Origin of the sequence: Pseudomonas sp. B14(2017), assembly GCF_002113255.1 — a bacterium.
Classification (GTDB): domain Bacteria; phylum Pseudomonadota; class Gammaproteobacteria; order Pseudomonadales; family Pseudomonadaceae; genus Aquipseudomonas; species Aquipseudomonas putida_Z.
Map to the genome: position 1 here is coordinate 13,653 of NZ_NEJY01000027.1, position 26,180 is coordinate 39,832.

General features: G+C 64.2%; 25 protein-coding genes. 10 read left to right on the plus strand and 15 right to left on the minus strand.

Features of this window, described 5'->3' with window-relative positions; genetic code table 11:
- Positions 1-72: 72 nt before the first annotated feature.
- From CAG34_RS24740 to CAG34_RS24750, 3 genes are all read left to right on the plus strand, one after another.
- The gene (locus CAG34_RS24740; protein ID WP_085592975.1) at positions 73-1,599 is read left to right on the plus strand and encodes a CoA-acylating methylmalonate-semialdehyde dehydrogenase; all 1,527 of its coding nucleotides are present in this window, start codon (positions 73-75) and stop codon (positions 1,597-1,599) included.
- Positions 1,600-1,609: 10 nt separating this feature from the next.
- Positions 1,610-2,497, plus strand: coding sequence for a 3-hydroxyisobutyrate dehydrogenase (mmsB, locus tag CAG34_RS24745; protein WP_025340663.1), 888 nt, complete (start codon positions 1,610-1,612; stop codon positions 2,495-2,497).
- Between the two features lie 215 nt (positions 2,498-2,712).
- Positions 2,713-3,435 (plus strand): CatB-related O-acetyltransferase, encoded by a 723-nt coding sequence (locus tag CAG34_RS24750; protein WP_085592977.1) that lies wholly within the window; start codon positions 2,713-2,715, stop codon positions 3,433-3,435.
- Between the two features lie 150 nt (positions 3,436-3,585).
- On the opposite strand, the gene CAG34_RS24755 is transcribed toward CAG34_RS24750, so the two are convergent.
- Entirely contained in the window at positions 3,586-3,930 is a 345-nt protein-coding gene (locus tag CAG34_RS24755) for a cupin domain-containing protein (protein WP_003258412.1), read from the minus strand.
- A 96-nt stretch (positions 3,931-4,026) separates the two neighbouring features.
- Positions 4,027-4,968 carry a CDF family Co(II)/Ni(II) efflux transporter DmeF gene (gene dmeF, locus CAG34_RS24760; protein WP_085592979.1) on the minus strand — a complete coding sequence of 314 codons (942 nt, stop codon included), beginning with the start codon at positions 4,966-4,968 and terminating at the stop codon, positions 4,027-4,029.
- A gap of 70 nt (positions 4,969-5,038) precedes the next feature.
- On the opposite strand from dmeF, the gene CAG34_RS24765 reads away from it, so the two are divergent.
- Entirely contained in the window at positions 5,039-5,314 is a 276-nt protein-coding gene (locus CAG34_RS24765) for a metal/formaldehyde-sensitive transcriptional repressor (RefSeq protein ID WP_003258414.1), read from the plus strand.
- A gap of 123 nt (positions 5,315-5,437) precedes the next feature.
- On the opposite strand, the gene CAG34_RS24770 is transcribed toward CAG34_RS24765, so the two are convergent.
- The 7 genes from CAG34_RS24770 to CAG34_RS24800 all read right to left on the minus strand — a co-directional run bounded on the left by CAG34_RS24770 (position 5,438) and on the right by CAG34_RS24800 (position 12,451).
- A complete protein-coding gene (locus tag CAG34_RS24770) occupies positions 5,438-6,370 on the minus strand; it encodes a phosphatidate cytidylyltransferase (RefSeq protein ID WP_085592981.1) in 933 nt (310 codons plus the stop codon).
- A gap of 1 nt (position 6,371) precedes the next feature.
- The gene (locus CAG34_RS24775; protein ID WP_025340660.1) at positions 6,372-6,995 is read right to left on the minus strand and encodes a lysophospholipid acyltransferase family protein; all 624 of its coding nucleotides are present in this window, start codon (positions 6,993-6,995) and stop codon (positions 6,372-6,374) included.
- Between the two features lie 10 nt (positions 6,996-7,005).
- Positions 7,006-7,437, minus strand: coding sequence for a hypothetical protein (locus CAG34_RS24780; protein ID WP_085592983.1), 432 nt, complete (start codon positions 7,435-7,437; stop codon positions 7,006-7,008).
- Positions 7,434-8,897: a phosphatase PAP2/dual specificity phosphatase family protein gene (locus tag CAG34_RS24785; RefSeq protein ID WP_085592985.1), complete on the minus strand. Its 1,464-nt coding sequence runs from the start codon at positions 8,895-8,897 to the stop codon at positions 7,434-7,436. Before CAG34_RS24785 ends, CAG34_RS24780 begins: the two co-directional genes overlap by 4 nt.
- Entirely contained in the window at positions 8,898-10,652 is a 1,755-nt protein-coding gene (locus CAG34_RS24790; RefSeq protein ID WP_085592987.1) for a bifunctional alpha/beta hydrolase/class I SAM-dependent methyltransferase, read from the minus strand.
- Between the two features lie 30 nt (positions 10,653-10,682).
- Positions 10,683-11,288, minus strand: a complete 606-nt coding sequence (locus tag CAG34_RS24795; protein WP_085592989.1) for a CDP-alcohol phosphatidyltransferase family protein — start codon at positions 11,286-11,288, stop codon at positions 10,683-10,685.
- 281 nt (positions 11,289-11,569) lie between these two features.
- Positions 11,570-12,451: a LysR family transcriptional regulator gene (locus CAG34_RS24800; RefSeq protein ID WP_085592991.1), complete on the minus strand. Its 882-nt coding sequence runs from the start codon at positions 12,449-12,451 to the stop codon at positions 11,570-11,572.
- Positions 12,452-12,528: 77 nt separating this feature from the next.
- Between CAG34_RS24800 and CAG34_RS24805 the strand changes: the two genes are divergently transcribed.
- Entirely contained in the window at positions 12,529-13,293 is a 765-nt protein-coding gene (locus CAG34_RS24805) for a sulfite exporter TauE/SafE family protein (protein WP_085592993.1), read from the plus strand.
- Here the strand turns inward: CAG34_RS24805 and CAG34_RS24810 are convergent.
- Positions 13,283-13,597, minus strand: coding sequence for a putative quinol monooxygenase (locus CAG34_RS24810; protein ID WP_003258316.1), 315 nt, complete (start codon positions 13,595-13,597; stop codon positions 13,283-13,285). The genes CAG34_RS24805 and CAG34_RS24810 overlap by 11 nt on opposite strands.
- 154 nt (positions 13,598-13,751) lie before the next feature.
- Here CAG34_RS24810 and CAG34_RS24815 point away from each other — a divergent pair, with 154 nt between their 5' ends.
- From CAG34_RS24815 to ggt, 3 genes are all read left to right on the plus strand, one after another.
- Complete coding sequence (locus tag CAG34_RS24815) at positions 13,752-14,342, plus strand: NAD(P)H-dependent oxidoreductase (RefSeq protein ID WP_085592995.1); 591 nt, start codon at positions 13,752-13,754, stop codon at positions 14,340-14,342.
- A gap of 121 nt (positions 14,343-14,463) precedes the next feature.
- Positions 14,464-15,360, plus strand: coding sequence for a LysR family transcriptional regulator (locus tag CAG34_RS24820; RefSeq protein WP_085592997.1), 897 nt, complete (start codon positions 14,464-14,466; stop codon positions 15,358-15,360).
- A 117-nt stretch (positions 15,361-15,477) separates the two neighbouring features.
- A complete protein-coding gene (gene ggt, locus CAG34_RS24825; RefSeq protein ID WP_085592999.1) occupies positions 15,478-17,145 on the plus strand; it encodes a gamma-glutamyltransferase in 1,668 nt (555 codons plus the stop codon).
- 133 nt (positions 17,146-17,278) lie between these two features.
- Here ggt and CAG34_RS24830 read toward each other — a convergent pair whose 3' ends face one another.
- Both CAG34_RS24830 and CAG34_RS24835 read right to left on the minus strand, forming a co-directional pair.
- The gene (locus CAG34_RS24830; RefSeq protein WP_085593001.1) at positions 17,279-19,198 is read right to left on the minus strand and encodes a methyl-accepting chemotaxis protein; all 1,920 of its coding nucleotides are present in this window, start codon (positions 19,196-19,198) and stop codon (positions 17,279-17,281) included.
- Between the two features lie 288 nt (positions 19,199-19,486).
- Complete coding sequence (locus CAG34_RS24835; protein ID WP_025340648.1) at positions 19,487-20,374, minus strand: neutral zinc metallopeptidase; 888 nt, start codon at positions 20,372-20,374, stop codon at positions 19,487-19,489.
- A 226-nt stretch (positions 20,375-20,600) separates the two neighbouring features.
- Here CAG34_RS24835 and pcaH point away from each other — a divergent pair, with 226 nt between their 5' ends.
- Both pcaH and pcaG read left to right on the plus strand, forming a co-directional pair.
- The gene (gene pcaH / locus CAG34_RS24840) at positions 20,601-21,320 is read left to right on the plus strand and encodes a protocatechuate 3,4-dioxygenase subunit beta (RefSeq protein WP_003251597.1); all 720 of its coding nucleotides are present in this window, start codon (positions 20,601-20,603) and stop codon (positions 21,318-21,320) included.
- Between the two features lie 10 nt (positions 21,321-21,330).
- Positions 21,331-21,936 (plus strand): protocatechuate 3,4-dioxygenase subunit alpha, encoded by a 606-nt coding sequence (pcaG, locus tag CAG34_RS24845; RefSeq protein ID WP_015271805.1) that lies wholly within the window; start codon positions 21,331-21,333, stop codon positions 21,934-21,936.
- A 140-nt stretch (positions 21,937-22,076) separates the two neighbouring features.
- Here the strand turns inward: pcaG and trmA are convergent, their stop codons facing one another.
- From trmA to CAG34_RS24860, 3 genes are all read right to left on the minus strand, one after another.
- Positions 22,077-23,162, minus strand: coding sequence for a tRNA (uridine(54)-C5)-methyltransferase TrmA (gene trmA / locus CAG34_RS24850; RefSeq protein WP_085593003.1), 1,086 nt, complete (start codon positions 23,160-23,162; stop codon positions 22,077-22,079).
- A complete protein-coding gene (locus CAG34_RS24855; protein WP_015271803.1) occupies positions 23,159-24,454 on the minus strand; it encodes an NCS2 family permease in 1,296 nt (431 codons plus the stop codon). Before CAG34_RS24855 ends, trmA begins: the two co-directional genes overlap by 4 nt.
- A 281-nt stretch (positions 24,455-24,735) precedes the next feature.
- Complete coding sequence (locus tag CAG34_RS24860; RefSeq protein ID WP_025340646.1) at positions 24,736-25,956, minus strand: MFS transporter; 1,221 nt, start codon at positions 25,954-25,956, stop codon at positions 24,736-24,738.
- Positions 25,957-26,180 lie beyond the last annotated feature (224 nt).

A 26,180-nucleotide genomic window follows, 5' to 3' on the forward strand; every position in this document is an offset into this window, starting at 1 on the left:
CCTCAGGACGCCACCTCGCGTTTGCACGGCGCTGGCGATCTCGTCCCGACAATAATTCCAAGGAGAACGCAGATGAACGCACCGCAATCCCCTACCCAGACCAAAATCGAGCAGGTCAAGCTGCTGATCGACGGCCAATGGGTCGAGTCCACGACCACCGAATGGCGCGACATCGTCAACCCGGCCACCCAAGAGGTGCTGGCGCGCGTACCGTTCGCCACCGTCGAAGAAGTCGACGCAGCCGTCGCCGCTGCCCACCGCGCTTTCCAGACCTGGCGTAACACGCCGATCGGCGCGCGCATGCGCATCATGCTCAAGCTGCAGGCGCTGATCCGCGAAAACACCAAACGCATCGCCCAGGTCCTCAGTGCCGAGCAGGGCAAGACCCTGGCCGACGCCGAAGGCGATATCTTCCGCGGTCTGGAAGTGGTCGAGCACGCCGCCTCTATCGGCACCCTGCAGATGGGCGAATTCGCCGAGAACGTTGCCGGCGGCGTCGATACCTATACCCTGCGCCAGCCGATCGGAGTATGCGCCGGCATCACACCGTTCAACTTCCCGGCGATGATCCCGCTGTGGATGTTCCCCATGGCCATCGTCTGCGGCAACACCTTCGTGCTCAAGCCGTCCGAGCAAGACCCGCTGTCGACCATGCTGCTGGTCGAACTGGCGCTGGAAGCCGGCATACCGGCTGGCGTGCTCAACGTGGTGCACGGCGGCAAGCAAGTGGTGGATGCCATTTGCACCCACCAGGACATCAAGGCGATTTCCTTCGTCGGCTCCACCGAAGTGGGCACTCACGTGTACAACCTGGGCAGCCAGCACGGCAAGCGCGTTCAGTCGATGATGGGCGCCAAGAACCACGCCGTGGTGCTGCCCGATGCCAACCGCACGCAAACCGTCAACGCCCTGGTCGGTGCCGCCTTCGGTGCAGCAGGCCAGCGCTGCATGGCCACCTCGGTGGCGGTGTTGGTGGGCAAGGCTCGCGAATGGCTGCCAGATATCAAGGACGCGGCCAGCAAGCTCAAGGTCAATGCCGGTTGCGAGCCAGGCACCGATGTCGGCCCGGTGGTTTCCAAGCGCGCCAAGGAGCGTGTGCTGGGCCTGATCGAAAGTGGCATCAAGGAAGGCGCCAAGCTGGAACTCGACGGCCGTGACGTCACGGTGCCGGGCTACGAGCAAGGCAACTTCATCGGCCCGACCCTGTTTTCGGGCGTGAAGACCGACATGCAGGTTTACACCCAGGAAATCTTCGGCCCCGTGCTGGTGACCCTGGAAGTCGATACCCTCGACGAGGCCATCGCCCTGGTCAACGCCAACCCGTTCGGCAACGGCACCGGCCTGTTCACCCAGAGCGGCGCGGCAGCGCGCAAGTTCCAGAGCGAAATCGACATCGGCCAGGTCGGCATCAACATCCCGATCCCGGTCCCGGTACCGTTCTTCAGCTTCACCGGTTCGCGTGGCTCCAAGCTCGGCGACCTCGGCCCGTACGGCAAGCAAGTGGTGCAGTTCTACACTCAGACCAAGACCGTCACCGCCCGCTGGTTCGATGATGACAGCGTCAACGACGGTGTGAACACCACCATCAGCCTGCGCTAAGGAGAGAGTCATGCGTATCGCATTCATCGGGCTCGGCAACATGGGCGCACCCATGGCCCGCAACCTGATCAAGGCCGGGCACCAACTGAACCTGTTCGACCTGAACAAGGCCGTGCTGGCCGAGCTGGCAGAACTGGGCGGGCAGATCAGCCCTTCGCCAAAGGACGCGGCGGCCAACAGCGAGCTGGTGATCACCATGCTGCCGGCTGCTGCCCATGTGCGCAGCGTGTACCTGAACGAAGACGGCGTGCTGGCCGGCATTCGCCCCGGCACGCCGACCGTGGATTGCAGCACCATCGACCCGCAGACTGCGCGTGATGTGTCCAAGGCCGCAGCGGCCAAGGGCGTGGACATGGGCGATGCGCCGGTGTCCGGTGGCACCGGCGGCGCGGCGGCAGGCACCCTGACCTTCATGGTCGGCGCCAGCACCGAGCTGTTTGCCACCCTCAAGCCGGTACTGGAGCAGATGGGCCGCAACATCGTGCACTGCGGTGAAGTCGGCACAGGGCAGATCGCCAAGATCTGCAACAACCTGCTGCTGGGCATCTCGATGATCGGCGTGTCCGAGGCCATGGCCCTGGGCAATGCGCTGGGCATCGACACCAAAGTGCTGGCCGGCATCATCAACAGTTCGACCGGGCGTTGCTGGAGCTCGGACACCTACAACCCATGGCCGGGCATCATCGAAACCGCGCCGGCATCGCGTGGCTATACCGGAGGCTTTGGCGCCGAGCTGATGCTCAAGGACCTGGGGCTGGCCACCGAGGCTGCACGCCAGGCGCATCAACCGGTGATCCTGGGGGCTGTGGCCCAGCAGCTGTACCAGGCCATGAGCCTGCGCGGCGAGGGTGGCAAGGACTTCTCGGCGATCGTCGAGGGTTACCGCAAGAAAGATTGACGAGCGAGGACTTCATCGCGGGCCAGGCGGCCTTCCCTCTGTAACTGCGCACCAGAGGGAAGGGCGTCTGATCCGCGATTTTTTTTGCCGGCGGGCGGCCAGATTTATTCCACGTATTGTGATGGGTTTACTGACATTTGCCCAGGCAACAAGCATCTTCAACCTAAGATGTCAATTTGCTATAGTTTCCAGATAGGGAAACCCGAGCCATCTTCATGTTCAAGATAATAGAGTCAATAAAAACCGCTCGTTACAAGCGAATAGTCAGGTCTCACGGGGGTAAGATTGCTGCCGGGCCATCAACATTCAGTAAATATGCCCGTGCTGATCTAGAGGAATATGTTCAGCTGGGCCATATAAAAATCCGATCTTCCCAAGTTGGGATTGGTGCTTACACCTATATTAGAAGTGGTACCCATCTTTCATTTGTATCTTCCATAGGTCGATTCTGCTCCATTGGCTCCGATTGTGTCATTGGTCAAGAGAAACACACACACCCATCCTCCTGGGTAAGTACCCATCCATTTCAGTATGAAGATGGAGGAAATCTGGAGTACCGAGCTGATGAAGCGCTTGCCCAGATAGGTCACGACGTATGGATTGGCGCCGGAGCCACTGTCCTTGCAGGCGTGAAGGTCGGGACCGGAGCCATCATCGCGACCCAGGCTTTGGTGTCGCGTGATGTGCCGCCGTATGCGATCGTGGGCGGGAATCCGGCAAAAGTCATCAAGTATCGACATGCTGAAGACATCATTGCCAGGCTCATGGACAGCGAGTGGTGGGATTTGGATACTGCTACCTTGAGAGAGCTGAATCTGGCAGAACCGGAAAAGTTCCTGAGGTCTATCGAAAGTCGTACCTCACGAGACAAAGTAAATTACAGAGTCGTTTGTCTTTCTCAGAAGGGTGTGAAACCTTTGAAGAGTGACCACTCCTAGTCGAGGGCGATGCGCCGAAAGCCACTGTTATACTTGCAGCAGGATATTTTATTCGACCCGCGGCCCCTTTGATCATCATGCTTGAACCTGAGCGGCGTCATGTGGGACTTTTTGCGCATCCCACATGACCAGGCAAAGTCCGCTTATGAATCAAGCAAAGACAAAGTACTTGCGCACGGTCTCGACCACTTCCCAGGTGCCTTTCATCCCCGGTTCGATCACGAACACATCACCCGCTTTCAGGTGCTTCGGCTCTTCGCCTTCCGGGGTGATGATGCAGTAGCCATCGAGGAAGTGACAGAACTCCCACTTCTCGTAGTTGACCTCGAACTTGCCCGGGGTGCAGATCCAGGTGCCCATGATCTTGCTGCCGTCGGCCGACAGATAGGCGTTGAGGTTGACGGTGTGCGGATCGCCGCCGATGCGCTTCCACTTGGTGGCGTCCACGACCGGCGTCGGGCAGGTTTCGCGCAGGACGGTGATGAAATCGGACATGGCACAACTCCTGGTGACTGGCTGAATGACTCGTCACCATAGGGCCATCGGCCGAGCCGCAGTTGCCTGGGCTCGACGTCCAGCTGTCTGGTCGCGCTATGCCAGGCGGTTGACCTCGACGGTAATGTGCGCCAGTTCTTCGTGTACGCCCAGGGCCTTGCGCACGCTGTCGGCGCTGAGTTCGGCCCGGGCGGCCAGGCCGAGAATGCAGGCGTACTGGTCCTTGCCCACGCGCCACACGTGCAGGTCGGTGATACTGGCCGGCACCGGCAGCTGCGCGACCACCTCGCGGATTTCCTCCACTACCGGCGCGTCCATCTCCGCATCCAGCAGCACTCGCCCGGTATCGCGCAGCAGCCCGCGGGCCCACATCGCCACCAGCAGCGCACCGACCAGGCCCATGACCGGGTCGAGCCAGCCGGCGCCCCAGTACTTGCCGGCCAGCAGGGCGACGATAGCCAGCACCGAAGTCGCGGCGTCGGCCATCACATGCAGGTAGGCCGAGCGCAGGTTCAGGTCGTGGTGATGGTGGCCATGGTCATGATGATGGTCGTGGCCATGGTGGTGATGATCGTGATGGTGATGGTCGTCACGCAGCAGCCAGGCGCAGATCAGGTTGACGGCCAGGCCCACGGCGGCGATGAAGATCGCCTCGTCATAATGGATCGGCCCCGGTGCCAGCAGGCGCTCCACCGACTGGAATGCCATCAGCCCGGCCACGCCCAGCAACAGCAGGGCGCTGGAGTAGCCACCGAGAATCTCGATCTTCCAGGTGCCGAAGGCAAAGCGCCGGTCGCCGGCATAACGCCGCGCGGCGGCATAGGCCAGCAGCGACAGGCCCAGGGCCAGGGCGTGGGAGCTCATGTGCCAGCCGTCGGCCAGCAACGCCATGGAATTGAAGAACCAGCCACCGGTAATTTCCGCCACCATCATCACCGCGGTCAGCCAAACGGCCAGGCGCGTCTTGCGCTCGGCGCCCAGATTGCTGGTATGGAACTGGTGGCTGTGCTGCCAGCGGTCTGAGGTTTGTGTCGCCATGGTTTATCATGCTCCCGGAACGTCGAGAACTATACTATACCCCAGTATACCTAGCATGGTGTGAAACCCAATGGCACATACCCTGAAGAGCAAGAAGCAGCTGCTGACCCGGGTGCGCAAGATCAAAGGCCAGGCCGCCGCCCTGGAGACCGCGCTGGAGCAGGACAAGGACTGCCTGGCGATACTGCAGCAGATCGCCGCCGTCCGCGGTGCGGTGAACGGGCTGATGGCCGAAGTGATGGAAGGGCATATCCGCGAACACCTGGTGGCGGACGGGCTGAGTGCCGAGGAGCGGCAGGACGAGGCGGACAAGGTGGCGACGTTGCTGCGGTCGTACCTCAAGTGAATTAGGTGGGTAGGCACGCCCCAGCAATTTGTGCACCACTGCTGGAGTCCTGGGGCCGCTCTGCGGCCCTTTCGCGACACAAGGCCGCTCCTACAGGGGGCCCTATACCCCCAGGGGGTATGATTACGCCCACCAATACCGCACAAAGTGGAAGAACACCGGCGCGGCAAAGCACACCGAATCCATGCGGTCGAGCATGCCGCCGTGGCCTTCGATCATGTGCCCCCAGTCCTTTACCCCACGGTCGCGTTTGATCGCCGACATCACCAGCCCGCCGAAGAAGCCCATGGCGTTCACCGCCAACGCCATGAGTGCGGCCTGCCAGAAGGTGAACGGGGTGATCCAGCACAGCAGGGCGCCGATCAGGGTGGACAGCGCCACGCCGCCGGCCAGGCCTTCGACGGTCTTGGATGGTGACAGGTTGGGCGCTACCTTGTGCTTGCCGAACAGCTTGCCGCACACGTACTGCAGCACGTCGCTGATCTGCACCACCAGGATCAGCCAGGCAATCAGCAGCAGGTTGCGGCCCTCGTAACCCGGGATGTCCAGGGTCATCAATGCCGGCACCGACGACACGCAGTACACCGCGATCATCAGCCCCCACTGCACCTTCGAGGCGCGCTCGAGAAAGCGCGTGGTGTCGCCGCCGAAGCTGGCCAGGATCGGCAGCAACAGGAACAGGTACACCGGGATGAAGATGCTGAACAACCCGTACCAATCCATGGCGATCAGCACGTACTGCACCGGCAGCGCCACATAGAACGCCGCCACCAGTGCCGGGTAGTCGCTGCGCCGGGTCGGGGTGAGCGTCATGAACTCGCGCAAGGCATAGAACGATACGCCGTAGAACAGCACGATCACGCCGTACTTGCCGAACAGGAAGGCGATGCCGATCACCAGTACCATCACCCACCAGGCGTTGATGCGGGCGTTGAGGTTGTCGATCACCGCGTGCGGTGCCGGGCCGGCGCGCCATTTGAGCAGGCGGCCGATCACGCTGGCGAGCAGCAGCAGGGCGCCGATGCCGGCAAACAGGGAAAGGGTGTTGTCGTCCATCTCAGGCATCCTTGGGGGCCAGGTTCAGCAGGGCCTGGCTGGCCCGCTCGAGAAAGGCTTGCTTGCTTTCATCCGCCTGCAGGTGCAGCGGCTCGCCAAAGCTCAATGTGCACAACAACGGCAATGGCAAGGCGCGGCCCTTGGGCATCACCCGGTTGAGGTTGGCGATCCATACCGGCACCAGTTCGACTTCGGGGTTGGCTGCTGCCAGGTGGTACAGCCCGCTCCTGAACGGCATCAGCGGCTCGTCGCCGAGATTGCGAGTGCCCTCCGGGAAGAAGATCAGCGAGTCGCCCTGGGCCACGGCTTCGAGGATCGGCTGCAACGGGCTGCCCTGGCCGGCGCTGTGTTGCCGGTTGATCAGCACACCATTGAAGACCTTGCGGATGAGAAAGTCGCGAATGCCCGGCTTGGCCCAGTAGTCGGCGCCGGCTACCGGACGGGTACGCTTGCGCAGCGGTTGTGGCAGCGAGGCCCACAGCAGTACGAAGTCGCCATGGCTGCTGTGGTTGGCGAAATACAGGCGCTGCACCGGCAGCGGCGTGCAGCCCAGCCACAGGGCGCGGGCGCCGGTGATCAGGCGGGCGGCGGAAGTGATGAGGTAGGCGGTCAGGTTGGCGAGCATGGATCGGTAGTCATCCCTTCAAAGGCAGTGTCAGCAGGGTAGCCAAGGCCAGCGATAGCTGCAGGCCCAGGCACACTGCCTGGCGGCGTAACAGGGCCAGCGCGGCCTGACTGCGGGCAGGCCAGGCGCGGGAGTCGGCGGCCTGCGGTTTGAGATTCAGCTCGAACAAGGCGCGGTCCAGGGCCAAGGTGTCCGCCGCCAGGTCGCGGCTAGCGGCGAGGTGGGCGAACAGTTGGGCATCGATGGCCACACGGATGGCCCAGTACTTGTGCAGCACGCCTAGTACCAGCAGCGCAATGCACAGCAGGCTGGCCAGTGGTTGCAACTGTGCACCCAGCAAGGGCGCCAGGCCGTAGGCCAGGGCCAGCAGGGTGAGGCCGTCCGACAGGCGTTCCAGTTGTTTGCCACGGCCCAGCAGGCTGGCCACCACGTACAGCGTCATGGTTGTGTCCCTAGCTGTTGCAAGGCTTGGCGATGTGCGCTGTGCAGGACCACGCCGGGGCGGGCCTTGCGGATCAGCGCCTCGGCCTGGCGAGCATCAGTGCAGCGGCCCGTGAGCACCAGCCAGGCGGCCACGGCGCTGGCACTGCGCGAATAGCCCAGGGCGCAACAGACCAGCACCGGGCCTTGGGAGCGCAGGCGTTCGATGGCGATGGCGGCCTGGTGCAGCAATGGGCTTTCCGGGGCGATCAGGTCCAGGGTAGGGAAACATGCGTAGCCATGCTCTGCCTGACCGGCTGACGCGGACCCTGTGGGAGCGGCCTTGTGTCGCGAAAGGGTCGCGAAGCGGCCCCAGCAATATCTGCGGCGAAGCTGAAAATCTGGGGCTGCTTCGCAGCCCTTTCGCGACACAAGGCCGCTCCCACAAGTGTCCGCGACAGGGCGGCCAACAATGCACGGTAGCTCTGCGCACAAATCGACCACCGCAGCGAACTGCGCGTCACGCCCTGGAATCCGCCCAAGGTAGACACCGTCACACACTTCATCCGCCTGCGGGTGCCGCCAGGTCCACAACCTCGAGTTGACCCACGCCCCAATCAGGTACGGCGCCAGCAGCCAGCTGGCCGCATTCGACAAGCGCCCATCGGCGCCTTTCTGAAACCCGCCTGCACCGAGCACGCCATAGTTCAGCGCCACCAAAGCCAGCGACACGGCCGGCCAGCTCAACCACAGCCAGGCGCCGCCCAACGCAACGGCCGGCACTGCGCACAGCAGCCCACCCACTGTATAGAACAACGCCAACCGCCAACGCTTGGCATCCCGCGCAAGGCGCACCCGCTGCCAGGGCAGCTGCCCCCGATATGGCCACAACCAGACGCAGACGAACCCCGCCAATGCCCCGGTCGGCACGTCGATGAAATGGTGCTGCCAGGTGGTCAGCACCGACACCCCGATCAGTGCCATCCAGCCATGCATCAGCCAACGCCAGGGCTGGCGCTGCACGTGCCGGGCAAACATCGTCCAGATGATCACCAGCAGGGCAATATGCAGTGAAGGCGCCTGGTTGAACGGCTTGTCGAAGCCCATCAGCACATCGAACATCCAGCCGAACACCCCGCCCAGTTCCGGCCGCTCGAAGGTGAAGCGCAGCGGCCAGAGCAGGAAGCAGCTGACGCTGATCAGCTGCGCGGTTAGCAGCGCCAGCGCGTGCCGGTCCATTTCCTGGCGCGTGCGCGGCAGCAGGAAGGACAAGCCGTAGAGCAGGTCGATCGACCAGTACGGGATGATCGTCCACGGCCACAACGGCATGCGGCTTTCCCAGCCGAACACCAGGCTGCCGACATCACTGCGCCCGGCCGTGTGGTTGTTCGCCAGCCCGTAGCTGAGGAAAAACAGCGGCCCCAGCAGCAGAAGCCAGAAAACGCCCCGGCGGATCAGCCCGGGCTCGCGTGATGGGCTCATTCAGCGCACCCGTTGTGCCAGGCTGACGCTGAAAATGCCCCATTCATCGATGCGCTGGGCCAGCTTGCGGAACCCCGCCGCCTCTACCAGCTGGTCCATTTCGGCCTGGCTGCGGCGGCGCATCACCCAGGCCTCGCCGCCGCGGTGGCTGGTGAGGGCGCGGGCGATCATTTCCAGTTGCGGGTGCCACGGCTGGCCGGTGTAGACCAGGTAACCGCCATCTTCCAGCGCATCGGCCAGGCCGGCCAGCGAGTTGCCTACCAACTGGTTGCTGGCGAACAGTTCGTACAGGCCGGAGACCACGGCCAGAGTCGGTGGTTGTTCCAGGGTGGCCAGGCTCTGGCGGTCGAAGGCATCGCCCTGGACGAAGCGGGCGATGTCGGCCAGGCCCTTTTCGGCAATCAGTGCGCTGCCTTGCTGCACGTTCAGTTCGCTGTAGTCGCGCAGCAGGATCGAGTCCGGCAGTTGTTCGAGTTCCTGCAGGGCCTCGAGGATGTAGCGGCCATGGCCGGCGGCGATATCGACGATGTGCACCGGCCGCTGCTGTTCGCGCAGGCGGGCGATGGCCAGGCGCAGCAGTTCCTCTACGTGCAGCTTGCGTTGGCGGATGCCGCGCCAGCCGATGGCGTCGAGGTAGTTCTGGTCGACCAGGCGGCCAAGTTTGCCTTTGCCGGTCGGCTGGTTGCGGTACACGTAGTCCAGGGTACTGCCCGAATCGAAACCGGTATCGAAACCCAGCTTCACACCTTCGGACAGCCCCTTGCCCAGGTGCAGCCCGGCGCGGGTAGCGCGCCAGTAAAGGTCGCGGGGCGAGTTGCGCGGCAGCGGTGCGGCCAGGCTTTCAGCCTCGGCGCAGGTGGCGCCGGTCTTGTCGGCATCGAGCAGTGACGGCAGGGCGGCGGGGCTGGTGAAACAATGTTCGACGAACCGCTCGATACGCCGCAAGGCATGGGCCCGATCACGCTCGCCAAGGGTGTCGTGGAAGAAGCCAGGCAGGATGTGCATTTCCTTGCGCGCACTGCCCAGGCGTTCGAAGAAGCGTTCCTGCGGCTGGCGTTCGACCACGAAGTCGGCACCGGAAACCAGCAGCTGAGTCGGTAGCTGGATGGCCTGGGCATCCGCCACCACCCGGTCGGCGGCTTCGTACAGGCCCAGCAACATGGTTACCGAAATCGGCCGGCTGATCAGCGGGTCGGCCACATACGACATGACCCGTTCGGGGTCGTGGGTGAGCAGGCGAGGCTTGACGTAGCTGTTGACGAAGAAGTTGCCGCGCAAGGCCTTCAGCAGTTTCAGGCCGGGGCGGGCGAACGGCACGTACAGTTTGACCTTGAACGCTGGCGAGGCCAGCACCAGGCAGCGCACCTTCGGCGCGTAGTCGTGGGCCCAGGTGGCGACCAGCACGGCCCCGACGCTCTGCGCCAGCACCACCAGGTCCTGTTCGGCAATGCCATGGCGGGCCTGGATGTGCTCGATGAAGGTCTGCACATCGCGCACGCTGGTGGCGAACCCCGGGCTGTCGCCGCGCGCGCCCGGCGACTGGCCGTGGCCACGGGCATCCCAGGCGAAGAAATCGTAGCCCGGCATGTCCAGCTCATCGGCCAGGTGGGCCATGCGCCCGCCGTGTTCGTGGCCGCGGTGGAACATCACTACGGCCCGGCGTGGCTGGTGTTGGTTACGGGTGGCAGGCCAGTGACGGTAGTGCAGCTCGACGCCGTCATGGGTGGAGAAGTGTAGCGCTTGCGCTTGGCGCATGGTCGACATCCTTTTACGACGGCAGTGGGCTCAGCGGGTTTCGGCCAGCCCCTGGCGAACCCGGTTGTAGAGGGTATAGAGCGAGAGTGCGAGGATGACCAGCAACAGGCCGTTGATCCAGGCGCCGTTCAGCACGCCGAAGGCGACACCGGTACCCAGCACGCCGAAGGCGAACGCCCGGTCGCTCTTGCCCATGGGGCCGTCGTAGCGCCGTGAGGCGCCGGCCAGCGGGCCCATGACACCGGCGTATTCGCTGAAGGTGGCGCTGAGCACCACGAGTACGACCAAGGTTGGCGATACACCCGCCAGCAGGGCGAAGGGCAGGTACAGCGCGGCATCGGCGATCACGTCGCACAGTTCGTTGAGGTAGGCGCCGAGGGTGGATTGCTGGCCGAACTCCCGGGCGAGCATACCGTCGACGGCGTTCAGTGCCATGCGCAGCAGCATCCAGACTGGAATCAGGATGAACAGCCAGGTGAGATGGGGCAGGGCAGCCAGCAGCAGGCCCAGCAGGATTGACAGCAGGGCGGCGGCGACGGTGACCTGGTTGGCGGTGACACCGCGGTCGTAGAGGCGCTGGACAGCAGGGCGGAGCATGGCCTGGAAGCGCGGTTTGAGCTGGTAGATCGATGCCACTGGAAAGTCCTTTTCGGTGGGTCGTTACGGCGCCATTGTGTGTGAGCCTTCTTCGCGGGTAAACCCGCTCCCACAGGTATAGCGTCCATCCGAGAGATACCACGTATCCAGTGGGAGCGGGCCCGCCCGCGAACACGGGCGAAGCCCGTGCCATCAATCGCGGTGCCTGCTTCGCGGGCCCGCCCGCTCCCACAGGTATAGTGTCCATCCGAGAGATACCACATATCCTGTGGGAGCGGGTTCACCCGCGAACACGGGCGAAGCCCGTGCCATCCACTCCGTCAGCGGGTGAGGGTGGTTACCAACCCTGCGGCATACCCCGGCAATGCCGCAAAATCGCGTGCACACACCAGCAACCGGCGATTGGCCCATGGTTCCGTCAGCGCCACCCAGTGCAACGGCAACACCCCTTGCCAACGTTTCACCGCAGCCAGCGGCACCACCCCCACCCCGGCACCGCCCGCGACCATGCGGATCACGCCATCGAACCCTTCGGCCCGCACCCGAACCCGCATGCGCCGCCCCTCGCGCAGTGCCTGCTCTTCCAGGTACAACGCCAGTGCACTGCCAGCCCCCAGGCCGACATAGCCATGGGCCAGGCTATCGATGAAGCTCGGCGCGACCTCGTTGGCCAGCGGGTGGCGCTGCGGCGTTACCAGCACCAACGGGTCTTCGCGAAACGGCCGGGTCTGCAGGTGCGCGCTGGGTGCGGCGGTCGAAACAATGCCCAGGTCTGCCATGCCTTGGGTAATCGACTGCACGATGCGCAGGCTCGGCAACTCCTGCACATCCACGCTGACTCCAGGGTTTTCAGCCAGGTAGCCGGCCAGCAGCTCCGGCAGGTACTCCGTGAGTGCAGCAGTGTTGCACAGCAGGCGCACCTGGCCCTGCTGCCCTTGTGCGTACTGGCCCAGGTCGAACTGCAGGCGCTCGACCTGCTGCGTTATCAGCCGGGCATGCTGCAGCAGCGCCTGGCCGGCCGGGGTCGGCTGCACGCCACGGCGGTTGCGTTCCAGCAAAGGGATGCCCAGCGATGCCTCCATGGCGCGGATGCGCGCACTGGCTGCTGCCAGCGACAGATGGCTGCGGCTGGCACCGGCGGTGATGTTGCCGCACTCCAGGGTGTGCTGGAACAGCCTGAGGTCGATCAGGTCGAAATGCATGTGGCTCTGTCCTGGCAAGAGTCTGGCTGAGTATATGGCAGATTTTCACCCCGGCCGGCGCACGCCATCATCGGCCCATGAACACCTTGCTCGCTTTCTACCAGAACATTGGCCCAGCGCTGTCGCTGCTGGTGGTACTGACCTTCCTGCTGGCCGGTGCGGTGAAGGGCGTGATCGGCCTCGGCCTGCCAACGATCGCCATGGGCCTGCTGGGCCTGGCTATGTCACCGGCGCAGGCTGCGGCATTGCTGATCGTGCCGTCGACCCTCACCAACCTGTGGCAGCTGGCCAGTGGTGGGCACCTGCAGGGGTTGCTGGCACGCCTGTGGCCGATGCTGGCGATGATCTTCGTCGGTACCTTGCTGGGCAGCGCCTGGCTGGGGATCAACAGCGGCCCTTGGGCCGCACATGCACTGGGCGCGGCCTTGATGGTGTATGCGCTGTACGGGCTGGTCGGCCCGGGCCTGCGCCTGGCACCGGGGCGGGAGCGTTGGTCGGGGCCGCTTTGCGGGCTGGTTACGGGCGTGGTCACGGCGGCGACCGGGGTATTCGTGATACCGGCGGTGCCCTACCTGCAGAGCTTGGGTTTGAGCCGGGAACAGATGATCCAGGCCCTGGGCCTGTCATTCACGGTTTCGACCCTGGCCTTGGCCGTTGGCCTGGCCGGGCAGGATGCCCTGGGTGGCCAGGCACTGGGTGCTTCGCTGCTGATGCTGGCGCCGGCCTTGCTCGGCATGCTGGCCGGCCAGTGGCTGCGTCAGCGCATCAGCGCGCAGTTGTTCAAACGCTGCTTCTTCATCGGCCTGGCCGCACTCGGCGGCCATTTGCTGATCAGCGGTTAGCGCTTGATGCGCTGAGCATGTCGATCATCTGGATGTCGAAATCGCGTTCCAGGTAGTCCATGCGCTTTTCGAAGAACGCGGTCATGTGCGGCAGGGCCGAATGCACATCCAGCGCGGCCTTGTCGGCCCAGACCTCGAAGAACACGAACAGGCTCGGGTCCTGCTTGTCGCGCAGCATGTGGTACTCGATGCAGCCCGGCTCCTGGCGGCTTGGCTCGACGTAGGCGCGGAACAGGGTTTCGAACGCTTCAGCCATTTCCGGGCGGGTCTTGGCTTTGAGGATGAAGGCGTACTGCTCACTCATGGGTCGCTACTCGTTGATGGGAGGTGATGCGATTCTAAGGCAATAATGTATTGTTCATTCGTGACTTCAGATCAATTGTATTTTGCCTATGCATTACTGTATCCCGCGCCTGCGAGCCCCTAACCTGCCGGCCTGACTTTTCCGCGAGGCCCCCATGAAGAAGATCCTTTTGCTCAACGGTGGTAAACAATTCGCTCACTCCGACGGTCGCCTCAACGCGACCTTGCACGAAGCGGCCATCGCTCATCTGGACCGGGCCGGTTTCGATGTGCGCCAGACCTTCATCGACGGTGGCTACGACGCCCAGGAAGAGGTGGAGAAGTTCCTCTGGGCCGATGTGGTGATCTACCAGATGCCCGGTTGGTGGATGGGCGCGCCATGGACCGTTAAAAAGTACATCGACGAGGTGTTCACCGCCGGCCACGGTAGCTTGTATGCCAACGACGGCCGTACCCGTGCGGACCACTCGCAGAAGTACGGCAGTGGTGGCCTGGTGCACGGCAAGCAGTACATGCTTTCGCTGACCTGGAATGCACCACAGCAGGCATTCGACGACCCGAGCGATTTCTTCGAGGGCAAGGGGGTGGACGCGGTGTACTTCCCGTTCCACAAGGCCAACCAGTTCCTCGGCATGACCGGGCTGCCGACTTTCCTGGCAGTGGATGTGATGAAGCGGCCGGATGTGCCGGCTGCTTTGGCGGCCTATGAGGCGCATCTGGACAAGGTGTTCGGCAAGGCACAGTAAGGTTTTCTCTGTGCCGGCCTCTTCGCGGGCAAGCCCGCGAAGAGGCCCGTACAGGCACCGCTGGACTTGGCCTCGACAAGCGGCTATCTAATCCCTGCAGAGACCAACCACAGGCGCAGATGTGAAAACCCGATCCGAAGAACTCCAGGTATTCGTCACCGTCATCGACTGCGGCTCGATTTCCGCTGCTGCCGAGCAGATGGGCCAGACCCCGTCCGCCGTCAGCCGTACCCTGTCGCGCCTTGAGGGCAAGCTGGGTACCACGCTGGTCAACCGCACCACTCGGCGCATGGACCTGACCGAGGAGGGCCGCTTCTTCCTCGAGCGCGCGCGGTTGATCCTGGAGCAGATGGACGAGATGGAAGAGCGCCTGTCGATGAACCGCCAGACCCCCACCGGGCGCCTGCGCATCAACGCCGCCGCGCCGTTCATGCTGCATGCCATCCTGCCGTGGATCGGTGAGTTCCGCCACCAATACCCTGGCATCGAACTGGAACTCAATACCGACGACCTGATCATCGACCTGCTGGAGCAAAGCACCGATGTGGCGATCCGCATCGGTGAACTGGCCGACTCCAGCCTGCACGCACGCAGCCTGGGTTGCAGCCCGGTACAGGTGCTGGCCAGCCCGGCCTACCTCGAGCAGCACGGCACGCCGCAGCGGGTCGAGGACCTGGCCAACCACTGCCTGCTTGGCTTCAGCCAGCCCGAATCGCTCAACCACTGGCCACTGCGCCATGCCCAGGGTGACCGCTGGAGCATCCGCCCGGCGCTGATCGCTTCCAGCGGCGAGACCCTGCGCCAACTGGCGCTGGCCGGCGAGGGCATCGTCAGCCTGTCGCACTTCATGACCCACGAGGACATCCGCACCGGGCGCCTGCAAGTGCTGCTGAGCGAAGCCAACAACGGCTACCGCCAGCCGATCCATGCGGTGTACTACCGCAACACCCAGCTGGCGCTGCGTATCCAGTGCTTCCTCGATTTCATCCAGCGCAAGTTGGCGATGTACGCCAGCTGAGTTGCCTGAACGCGACAGATCCTGTCCACAGGCGGCGAAACTTCCTGCGGTTGATTGCACAGTCGAAGCGCTTCGGCCTTACTGACTGCTCAACAAAAACAACACCAAGGAAGTGTCATGCGTATTGTTCCGTTCCAGTACCTGGCTCTCGCAGCCGCGATCCTGAGCTGTTCCTCGGTTCATGCCGCCAACCTTGAGGGCGGCGCGGTGGCCGCGCCCGATCAATATGGTGCACAGGTGGCCGCCGACATCCTCAAGAAAGGCGGCAACGCGGTGGATGCGGCAGTGGCCACGGCTTTCACCCTGGCGGTGACTTATCCCGAGGCCGGCAACATCGGCGGTGGCGGGTTCATGACCCTGTTCGTCGACGGCAAACCCTACTTCCTCGACTACCGCGAAGTCGCGCCCCAGGCCGCCACGCGCAACATGTACCTGGACGAAAAGGGTGAGGTCATCGAGAACCTGAGCCTGGTCGGGGCACGCGCTGCTGGCGTACCGGGCACGGTGATGGGGTTGTGGGAGGCGCACCAGAAGTTCGGCAAGCTGCCCTGGAGCGAGCTGCTGACCCCGGCCATCGGCTATGCGAAAAACGGCTTTAAGGTGGCCGCAAAGCAGTACCAGTACCGTAACGATGCCCAGGGCATGTTCAAGACCGCGACCAATTTCAACGACTACTTCGGCAACATGAAGGTCGGCGAGCTGTTCAAGCAACCGGAAATGGCCCAGACCTTGGAACGCATCGCCGACAAGGGTGTGAGCGAGTTCTACCAGGGCAAGACCGCCGACCTGCTGGTGGCGCAGATGCAGGCCGACAAGGGCCTGATCACCAAACAGGACCTCAAGGACTACAAGGCCGTATGGCGTGAGCCGATGGCCGTGAGCTGGCGTGGCAACGTGGTGTATACCGCGCCACCGCCAAGCTCCGGTGGCGTCGCCCTGGCCCAGCTGCTGGGCATCAAGGAAAACCGCGCGGCGGACTTCAAGGGTGTGGCGCACAACTCGGCGCAGTACATACACCTGTTGGCCGAGATCGAGAAGCGCGTGTTCGCCGACCGCGCCGACTACCTTGGCGACCCGGCCTTCACCAAAGTGCCGGTGGATCAGCTGGTGGCCAAGGACTACCTGGCCAAGCGCGCCGCGCAGGTCAACCCGAAGGCCATTTCCGACACCGACAAGGTCAAGCCGGGCCTGGAACCGCACCAGACCACGCACTTCTCGATCGTCGACAAGCAGGGCAATGCGGTCAGCAACACCTACACCCTCAACCTCGATTACGGCAGTGGTGTGGTGGTGAAAGGCGCCGGCTTCCTGCTCAACGACGAGATGGACGATTTCAGCGCCAAGCCGGGGGCGGCGAACGCCTTTGGTGTGGTTGGTGGCGATGCCAATGCCATCGCCCCGGGCAAGCGCATGCTGTCGTCCATGAGCCCCAGCCTGATGACCCGTGATGGCAAGGTCGAGCTGGTCATCGGTACCCCGGGTGGGTCGCGGATCTTCACCTCGATCTTCCAGGTGATGAACAACCTGTACGACTACGACATGCCGCTGGACAAGGCGGTGGCGGCGCAGCGCGTGCACCATCAGTTGCTGCCCAAGGACACCATCTACTTCGACAGCTATGCACCGCTTACCGGGCCGGTGGCTGATGAACTGAAGAAGATGGGCTATGTGCTGGAGGACCAGGGCTGGGAGATGGGGGATATCCAGGCGATCCGGGTTGATGGGACGAAGCTGGAGACCGCTTCGGATCCGCGTGGGCGTGGGGTAGGGATGGTCATCAAGTAAGCGGTCGTCAGTGCCGGCCCTATCGCCGGCAAGCCAGCTCCCACAGGTACGGCGCAGCCCCGAGGCCTGTGCTATCCCTGTGGGAGCCTGGCTTGCCGGCGATGGGCCGCAAAGCGGCCCCAGGGTCTTCAGGTCAGACGCGGAACTGGCTGACCAACGTCTGCAACTGCCCACCCAACCGCGCCAACTCCACGCTGGACGCCGCCGTCTCGTCACTGGCCGCCGCCGTCTGCTCCGACACATCACGCACATTCAGGATGCTGCGGCTGATCTCCTCCGCCACCGCACTCTGCTGCTCCGCCGCTGCGGCAATCTGCTGGTTCATCGACTGGATGCTCGACACCGTGCTGGTGATGCTCTCCAGCGAAGCCCCGGCCTTGCGCGCCAGCTCGACGCTGCTGTCGGTCAGGGTGCGGCTGCCGTGCATGGCCGTAGCCACTTGCTGGGTCCCATGCTGCAGGCTGGCGATCAGCTCTTCGATCTCTTCGGTGGATTTCTGTGTGCGTTGGGCCAGGCCGCGCACTTCATCGGCGACCACGGCAAAACCACGCCCGGCCTCGCCGGCACGCGCCGCCTCGATCGCTGCGTTCAGCGCCAGCAGGTTGGTCTGTTCGGCCACCGACTTGATCACGTCCATCACGCTGCCGATCTTCTGGCTTTCCTGCTGCAGCAAGTTCATGGCTTCGGTGGAGCGGTGCATGTCCTCGGCCAGGCGTTCGATCTGGCCAATTGCTTCGCCCACCACGCGGTCGCCGGCACGGGCTTCGTCATCGGCACCGGTGGCGGCATGCGAGGCCTGTTCGGCATTGCGCGCCACTTCCTGAACGGTAGCGGCCATTTCGTGCATGGCGGTGGCCACCTGGTCGGTCTCGACCTTCTGGCTGTTGGCGCCGGCGCTGGTCTGCTCGGTCACCGCCGACAGTTCCTCGGCAGCGCTGGCGATCTGAGTGACGCCGTCGCGGATGCCGCTGATCAGCTCGCGCAAGGTGGTGCCCATGCGGGCGATGCCTTGTTGCAGCACGCCCAGTTCGTCGCGGCGGGTGACGCGCAGATGCTGGGTGAGGTCGCCGCTGGCGATCTTTTCCACTGCCACCATGGTGTCGCGCAGCGGGCGGGTGATCTGCCGGGTGATCAGCACTGCCGCCAGCACGCCGACCAGCAGCGCCAGCAGCGTGGCGATGGCCTGCAAGCTGCGAGCCTGGCTGCTCTCGATGTCGCGGCGCTGCAGCTGGATCTGGTACAGCGCGTCGCTGCGCTTGACGATGTCGGCACCCTGCACGGTCATTTCGGCGCGCGCAGTGGTGATGTTGGCGACCGCATCGCGGAACTGGCGCACGGCGTCACGGTAGGCCAGCACCGAGCCTTCGAACTGTTGCAGGCGTGTGTCTTCGGCCGGCAGCTGGCGCTTGAGGTTGTCGATTTCGGCCAGGGCGGCGTCCAGCTGGCGCAGGGCGGCCTGCTCGTTGGCGGCGCTGTTTTCGGCAATGTAGCCGCGTACGTCGATGCGCACCTGCAACAGTTGCTGGCGGGCCTTGCTGATCAACTGGTACTGGGCCAGGCGCACGCTGTCGGCTTCGGGGCGCGCCATGACTTCCTGGCTGAGGGCGTCCATGGCCTGGTCGGCACGGCTGGCCGAGCCGTCCATGGCCGTGCGCGCGGTGCGGGTGGCGTCGTAGCCCTGGCGCATCTTGTTCAGCGACACCTTGTAGGCGCTGATGGTCTCGCCCAGTTCACCCAGCAGCTTGATGTTTTCCGGGCTCTTGAAGGTGCTGGCCAGGTAGGCCTGCTGCTTGCTGAAGGCGTCCAGCTTGGTCTGGGTGTTGGCGGCGGCGGCATCGTCGCCGTTGGCGATCATGTACTGCAGGCGGGCAATGCGCAGGTCGGTCAGGTCCTTGTTGAGCTGGCCGATATCGCCCATCCAGTTGCTGCGGTCGATCAGGCTGCCCAGGCTGGTCCAGCCGGTCAGGGCCAGCAGGCCGGTGAGGATCAGTACCAGGCCGAAGCCCAGGCCGAGTTTGAGGTTGACGCTGATGTTGGCGAACCAGCTGTTCATGCACGCTCTCCAGAAGTTGTTTTCGCTCGCTTGATCTTCGATCGCCAGGCGTTGTTGTTCTGGATGCCCGCTGATTCGTGCAGGGGTTATCGGCAGTGATGGAGGAAGCTGAAACGCTTTTTCAGCAGAATTGTAACTGGCTTGATTGGGGCTGCTCTGCAGCCCTTCGCGGGCATGCCCGCTCCCACAGGGATAGCGCCAACTTCAAGGGCAGCGATTTACCTGTGGGAGCGGGCGTGTCGGGGCGCCGAACCGCCGCGAAGGGCCGCAAAGCGGCCCCATGAAGCCTCAGAGGTTGCGCGCGCTGAAGGTATCGCAGCGGTTCACTTCGCCCTCGGCAAACCCGGCCTTGAACCAGCGCACCCGCTGCGCCGAGGTGCCGTGGGTGAACGAGTCTGGTACCACGCGCCCGCGGCCTTGCTGCTGCAGGCGGTCATCGCCAATGGCATTGGCCGCGTTCAGCGCCTCTTCGACGTCGCCCGGTTCCAGCCAGTTCAGGCGCTTCTGCGCCTGGTAGGCCCATACACCAGCCAGGCAGTCGGCCTGCAGTTCCTGGCGCACCAGCAGGCCATTGTCGCCTTCCATGCGCTGGCCACTGCGGCGCGCGGCATCGACCTTGGCCGACACGCCCAGCAGGGTCTGTACGTGATGGCCGATTTCGTGGGCGATCACGTAGGCCTGGGCAAAGTCGCCGGCTGCGGCGAAGCGGGTTTCCATTTCGCGGAAGAACGACATGTCCAGGTAGACCCGCTGGTCTGCCGGGCAGTAGAACGGCCCCACCGCCGCCGAGGCAAAGCCACAGGCCGAATTGACCTGGCCGCTGAACAGCACCAGCTTGGGGTCGCGGTACTGCTTGCCGCCCTCGGCGAACAGGGCTTTCCAGGTGTCTTCGGTATCGCCCAGGATCGAGGCAACGAACTCGGCCTGCTGGTCGTTGGCCGGCGGGGCCTTGCCGCCCGCGCTGCTGGGTGCCTGCTGTTGTTGCTGCTCCATCTGGCCGGCGAGCTGGCCAAGAATCTGCAACGGGTCCTGGCCGGTGAGCCAGCCGATGCCGACAATCAGCAGCACCGCACCAAGCCCCAGCCCCTTGCCGCCGCCGAAACGCATGCCGCCGCCACCACCTTCGCCTCGGGCATCGACCACATTGTCGCTGCGTCGGCCTTTTCGCCAATCCATGAATGCTCTCCGGAGCGTGAAACAAGAAGACAAAGATTAGTCCACGACAGCGGCGAGTGTCAGGCCAAGGTGCTTATGCATAACCAAATGGTTATGTTTGATGTGGCTGATTTCAATATTCATTGCACGCTACCTGCCTGAAACTGCATGTGGGAGCGGGCTTGCCCGCGACAGGGTTTCAAATAACCCCCCGCGCATTTCCATAATTCCAAGAGAGGAAACCGGCATGCCCGCCCAGGACAACAGCCGCTTCGTGATCCGTGATCGCAACTGGCACCCGAAAGCCCTTACGCCTGACTACAAGACGTCCATTGCCCGCTCGCCACGCCAGGCACTGGTCAGCATCCCGCAGTCGATCAGCGAAACCACCGGCCCGGACTTTTCCCACCTAGGCTTCGGCGCCCATGACCATGACCTGCTGCTGAACTTCAACAACGGCGGCTTGCCGATCGGCGAGCGCATCATCGTCGCCGGCCGTGTCGTCGACCAGTACGGCAAGCCTGTGCCGAATACCCTGGTGGAAATGTGGCAGGCCAATGCCGGCGGCCGCTACCGTCACAAGAACGACCGCTACCTGGCGCCGCTGGACCCGAACTTCGGTGGCGTCGGCCGTTGCCTGACCGACCGTGATGGCTACTACAGCTTCCGCACCATCAAGCCGGGCCCGTACCCGTGGCGCAACGGCCCGAACGACTGGCGCCCGGCGCACATCCACTTCGCCATCAGCGGCCCGTCGATCGCCACCAAGCTGATCACCCAGCTGTACTTCGAGGGTGACCCGCTGATCCCGATGTGCCCGATCGTCAAGTCGATCGCCAACCCGCAAGCCGTGCAGCAGTTGATCGCCAAGCTCGACATGAGCAACGCCAACCCGATGGACTGCCTGGCCTACCGCTTCGACATCGTGCTGCGCGGCCAGCGCAAGACCCACTTCGAAAACTGCTGAGGACCCCGCCATGCCAATCGAACTGCTGCCGGAAACCCCTTCGCAGACCGCCGGCCCCTACGTGCACATCGGCCTGGCCCTGGAAGCGGCCGGCAACCCGACCCGCGACCAGGAAATCTGGAACCGCCTGGCCAAGCCGGACGCGCCGGGCGAGCACATCCTGCTGATCGGCCAGGTGTATGACGGTAACGGCCACCTGGTGCGCGATTCGTTCCTGGAAGTGTGGCAAGCCGATGCCAACGGCGAGTACCAGGATGCCTACAACCTGGAAAACGCCTTCAACAGCTTTGGCCGCACCGCCACCACCTTCGATGCCGGTGAGTGGACCCTGCACACGGTCAAGCCGGGTGTGGTGAACAACGCTGCGGGCGTGCCGATGGCGCCGCACATCAACATCAGCCTGTTTGCCCGGGGGATCAACATCCACCTGCACACGCGGCTGTATTTCGATGACGAGGCCGAGGCCAATGCCAAGTGCCCGGTGCTCAACCTGATCGAGCAGCCGCAGCGGCGCGAGACCCTGGTGGCCAAGCGTTGCGAGGTGGACGGGAAGACGGCGTATCGCTTCGATATCCGTATTCAGGGGGAAGGGGAGACGGTGTTCTTCGACTTCTGAGTGAAGCCTGGGGCCGCTTTGCGGCCCATCGCCGGCAAGCCAGCTCCCACACCGACCGCGCGGCCCTCAAGGCCTGTGCAGCACCTGTGGGAGCTGGCTTGCCGGCGATGGGCTGCAAAGCAGCCCCGGCGATCTGAAGGTCAGCGCCGAACCAGCAAAACCCCACTCTCCATATGGTGGGTATACGGGAACTGGTCAAATAACGCACACCGCTCGATGCGGTGGGTGTCCTGCAACTGGGCAATGTTCGCCGCCAGCGTCTCCGGGTTGCACGAGATGTACAGGATCCGCTCGAAACGCCGGGTCAGCTCGCAGGTATCCGGGTCCATCCCCGCCCGCGGCGGGTCGACGAACACCGTACCGAACTCGTAGCTCTTCAGGTCGATGCCTTCCAGCCGGCGGAACGGCCGCACCTCATTCAGCGCCTGGGTCAGCTCTTCTGCCGACAGGCGCACCAGCCGCACGTTATCCACAGCGTTCTCGTCGAGGTTGCTCAGCGCGGCATTGACCGAGGTCTTGCTGATTTCCGTGGCCAGCACCTGGCGCACGCGGGTGGCCAGCGGCAGGGTGAAGTTGCCGTTGCCGCAGTACAGCTCCAGCAGGTCGTCATCGCGCTCGCCGATGGCCTCGAAGGCCCAGCTCAGCATCTTCTGGTTCACCGCGCCGTTGGGCTGGGTGAACGCGCCTTCCGGCTGGCGGTAGCTGAACACACGGCCAGCGACGTCGAGTTTTTCCACCGCGTAGTCACGGCCGATGACCAGGCGTTTGCCCTTGGAGCGGCCGATGATGCTCACGCCCAGCTCTTCGGCCAGCTGCCGTGCGGCCGTTTCCCACGCCTCGTCCAGTGGGCGGTGGTAGCACAGGGTGACCATGGCATCGCCAGCCAGGGTGGTGAGGAACTCCACCTGGAACAGGCGGTTGCCCAGTTCCTCGCTGGCCTGCCAGGCCGCTTTCAGGCGCGGCATCAGTGCATTGATGCGCTGGCTGGCTATGGGGAAGTCGTCGATCAGGATCGCCTTGTGCTTCTCGCCCGGGGCGAACATGGCGTAGTGGCGCTGGCCATCCTCGCGCCACAGGCGGAATTCGGCGCGCAGGCGGTAATGCTCGCGCGGCGAGTCGAAAACAGCCGGCTCCGGCGCGCCGAACGGCGCCAGCAGCTCGCGCAGCCGGGCCACCTTGGCGTCCAGCTGGGTGGTGTAGGAGGAGGGGTCGAAAGCAGCACTCATGCGTTGAACCAGCCCAGCTTGATGACGAACAGGATGGAAAGGATCACCAGGGCCGGGTTCAGGTCGCGGTGGCGGCCGGAGATCAGCTTGACGGCGGTCCAGGAAATGAAGCCGAAGGCGATGCCGTTGGCGATCGAGTAGGTCAGCGGCATGGCCAGGGCGGTCACTACCACCGGTGCGGCTTCGGTGACGTCGTCCCAGTTTATTTCTGCCAGGCCCGAGGCCATCAGCACCGCGACGAACAGCAGCGCCGGGGCGGTGGCGAAGGCCGGCACGCTACCGGCCAGCGGGGCGAAGAATAGCGCCAGCAGGAACAGCACGGCGACCACGATGGCGGTCAGGCCGGTGCGGCCACCGGCGCTCACGCCCGCAGCGGATTCGATGTAGCTGGTGGTGGTCGAGGTGCCCAGCAGGGAGCCGGCCATGGCTGCGGTACTGTCGGCGATCAGGGCACGGCCCATCTTCGGCATGTGGCCGTCCTTGCCCATCAGCCCGGCGCGCTTGGCCACGCCGATCAGGGTGCCGGAGTTGTCGAACAGGTCGACGAACAGGAAGGCGAAGATCACGCTGACCAGGCCCACGTCCAGCGCGCCGGCGATGTCCAGCTGCAGGAAGGTCGGGGCCAGCGATGGCGGCATCGAGACCACGCCGCCGAAGGGCGTCACGCCCATCAGGATCGAGGCGATGGTTACGGCGAGAATGCCGATCAGCACGGCGCCGCGCACTTTCAGCGACTCGAGGCCGACGATCAGGAAGAAGCCCAGGGTGGCGAGGATCGGTGCTGGCTGCTTGAGGTCGCCCAGGCCCACCAGGGTGGCCGGGTTATCGACGACGATGCCTGCGTTATGCAGGGCGATCAGTGCCAGGAACAGGCCGATGCCCGCGGCAATGGCCGAACGCAGCGGCAGCGGGATGCTGTTCACGATCCATTCGCGGATGCGGAAGATCGACAGCAGGAAGAACATCACCGCCGACAGGAACACCGCACCCAGTGCCACCTGCCAGGTGTGGCCCATGTGCAGGACCACGGTGTAGGTGAAGAACGCGTTCAGGCCCATGCCCGGCGCCAGGGCGATCGGGTAGTTGGCGATCAGGCCCATGGTCACCGAGCCGATGGCCGCGGCCAGGCAGGTGGCGACGAAGATCGCGCCCTTGTCCATGCCGGTCTCGCCGAGGATGCTCGGGTTGACGAACAGGATGTAGGCCATGGCCAGGAAGGTGGTGACGCCCGCGAGAATCTCGGTGCGCACATTGGTGTTGTGTGCTTTTAGTTGAAACAGCCTTTCCAGCATGCCCGCTCCCCAAGGCGCCCCCGGCGCCATGAATGTATCGACCCCATCAGCAAAGCACAGACCGTACCGGTTGCCGTGGTTTTGTGTGGGGCGGAAAAAAGCCGCGCATCATACCAGCATGCTTGGCGGGGGCCTATGGCCGTTGGGGAATGGGTTCTGCATGGCCTGTTCTGGCCCTATCGCCGGCAAGCCAGCTCCCACAAGTACTGCACAGGGTTCGGAAACTGTGGTGTACCTGTGGGAGCTGGCTTGCCGGCGATAGGGCCAGAACAGGCCTACGATCAACCGTTATGCAATCGATCTCGCTTGGCCAGTGTCGGGAACAGTTTTATCCACACCCCAGTCACCACCAAAGTGCCCACCCCACCCAGCACCACCGCCGGCACTGTGCCAAACCAGTGCGCGGTCACCCCCGATTCGAACTCGCCGAGCTGGTTCGAAGCACCAATGAACAAGCCGTTCACCGCACTCACCCGTCCGCGCATTTCATCCGGCGTCTCCAGCTGCACGAAGGCACCGCGGATAACCATGCTGATCATGTCTGCCGCACCCAGCACCACCAGCACTGCCAGCGAGAACCAGAACGAGGTCGAAAGGCCGAAGGCGATGGTCGCCACGCCGAACACGCCCACTGCCGTGAACATGGTCCGCCCCACGTTGCGCTCGAACGGGAAGCGCGCCAGCCACAGCGACATCAGCAATGCCCCCACCGCTGGCGCCGAGCGCAGCAGGCCGAGGCCCAGCGGGCCGGTCAGCAGGATGTCCTTGGCGAACACCGGCAACAGCGCGGTGGCCCCGCCCAGCAGTACGGCGAACAGGTCCAGCGAGATGGCGCCGAGGATGTCCGGCCGGCTGCGAATGAAGCGGATGCCGGCCAGCAGCGATTCGATGCTGGCGCGCCCGCGCTGGGCCACCTGGCCGCGTGCCTGCAGGCTCAGGGTCAGCACGCAGGCGATGGCGTACAGGGCCACGGTGGGGCCGTATACCCAGATGCTGCCGAAGGCATACAGGAAGCCGCCCACCGCCGGCGCCACAATGGTTGCCGACTGGGTGGCCGAGGCCGAAGCCGCCACCGCGCGTGGGAACAGCCCGGCCGGTACCACGTTGGGCAGCAGCGCCTGGGTCGCCGGCATTTCGAACGAGCGCGTGGCACCGAGCAGGAAGGCGAGGGCGAAGATCAGCTCGCGGGTGACGTTGTCGGTGGCACTGCCCAGCGCCAGTGCCAGGGCTATCAGCCCCTGCAGGCTCTGGCACAGCGCAGCGACCTTGCGCCGGTCATAGCGGTCGGCAACATGCCCGGTGTGCAGCATGAACAGCACCCGTGGGGCGAATTCGACCAGGCCGACCAGGCCCAGGTCCAGCACATTGCCGGTCAATTGGTAGAGGTGCCAGCCAATGGCCACGGTGAGCATCTGGAAGCCGCTGGCGGTGAACACGCGGGCCAGCCAGAAGGCCAGGAACGGGCGGTGGTGACGCAACAACTGCGGTGCGGAATCGGACATCGGAAACCAGGGGCCTCGGCGCAGTAGAGGGGTTCGCAGCGTATCATCTGTTTGTAACAAACGGTTACTGTTTGCCGGGGTCGGCACTTTTTCACGTGTCATGAAAGGGGGTGGGGCAACCGGTCACGCGGCAATCAACCACACGGCCCGGCGGGCCATTCAGGACTATGCTTCCTAGCAATCGTTGATCTGGGTCAATCGTTCCAGATGTAACGATCGGGCCC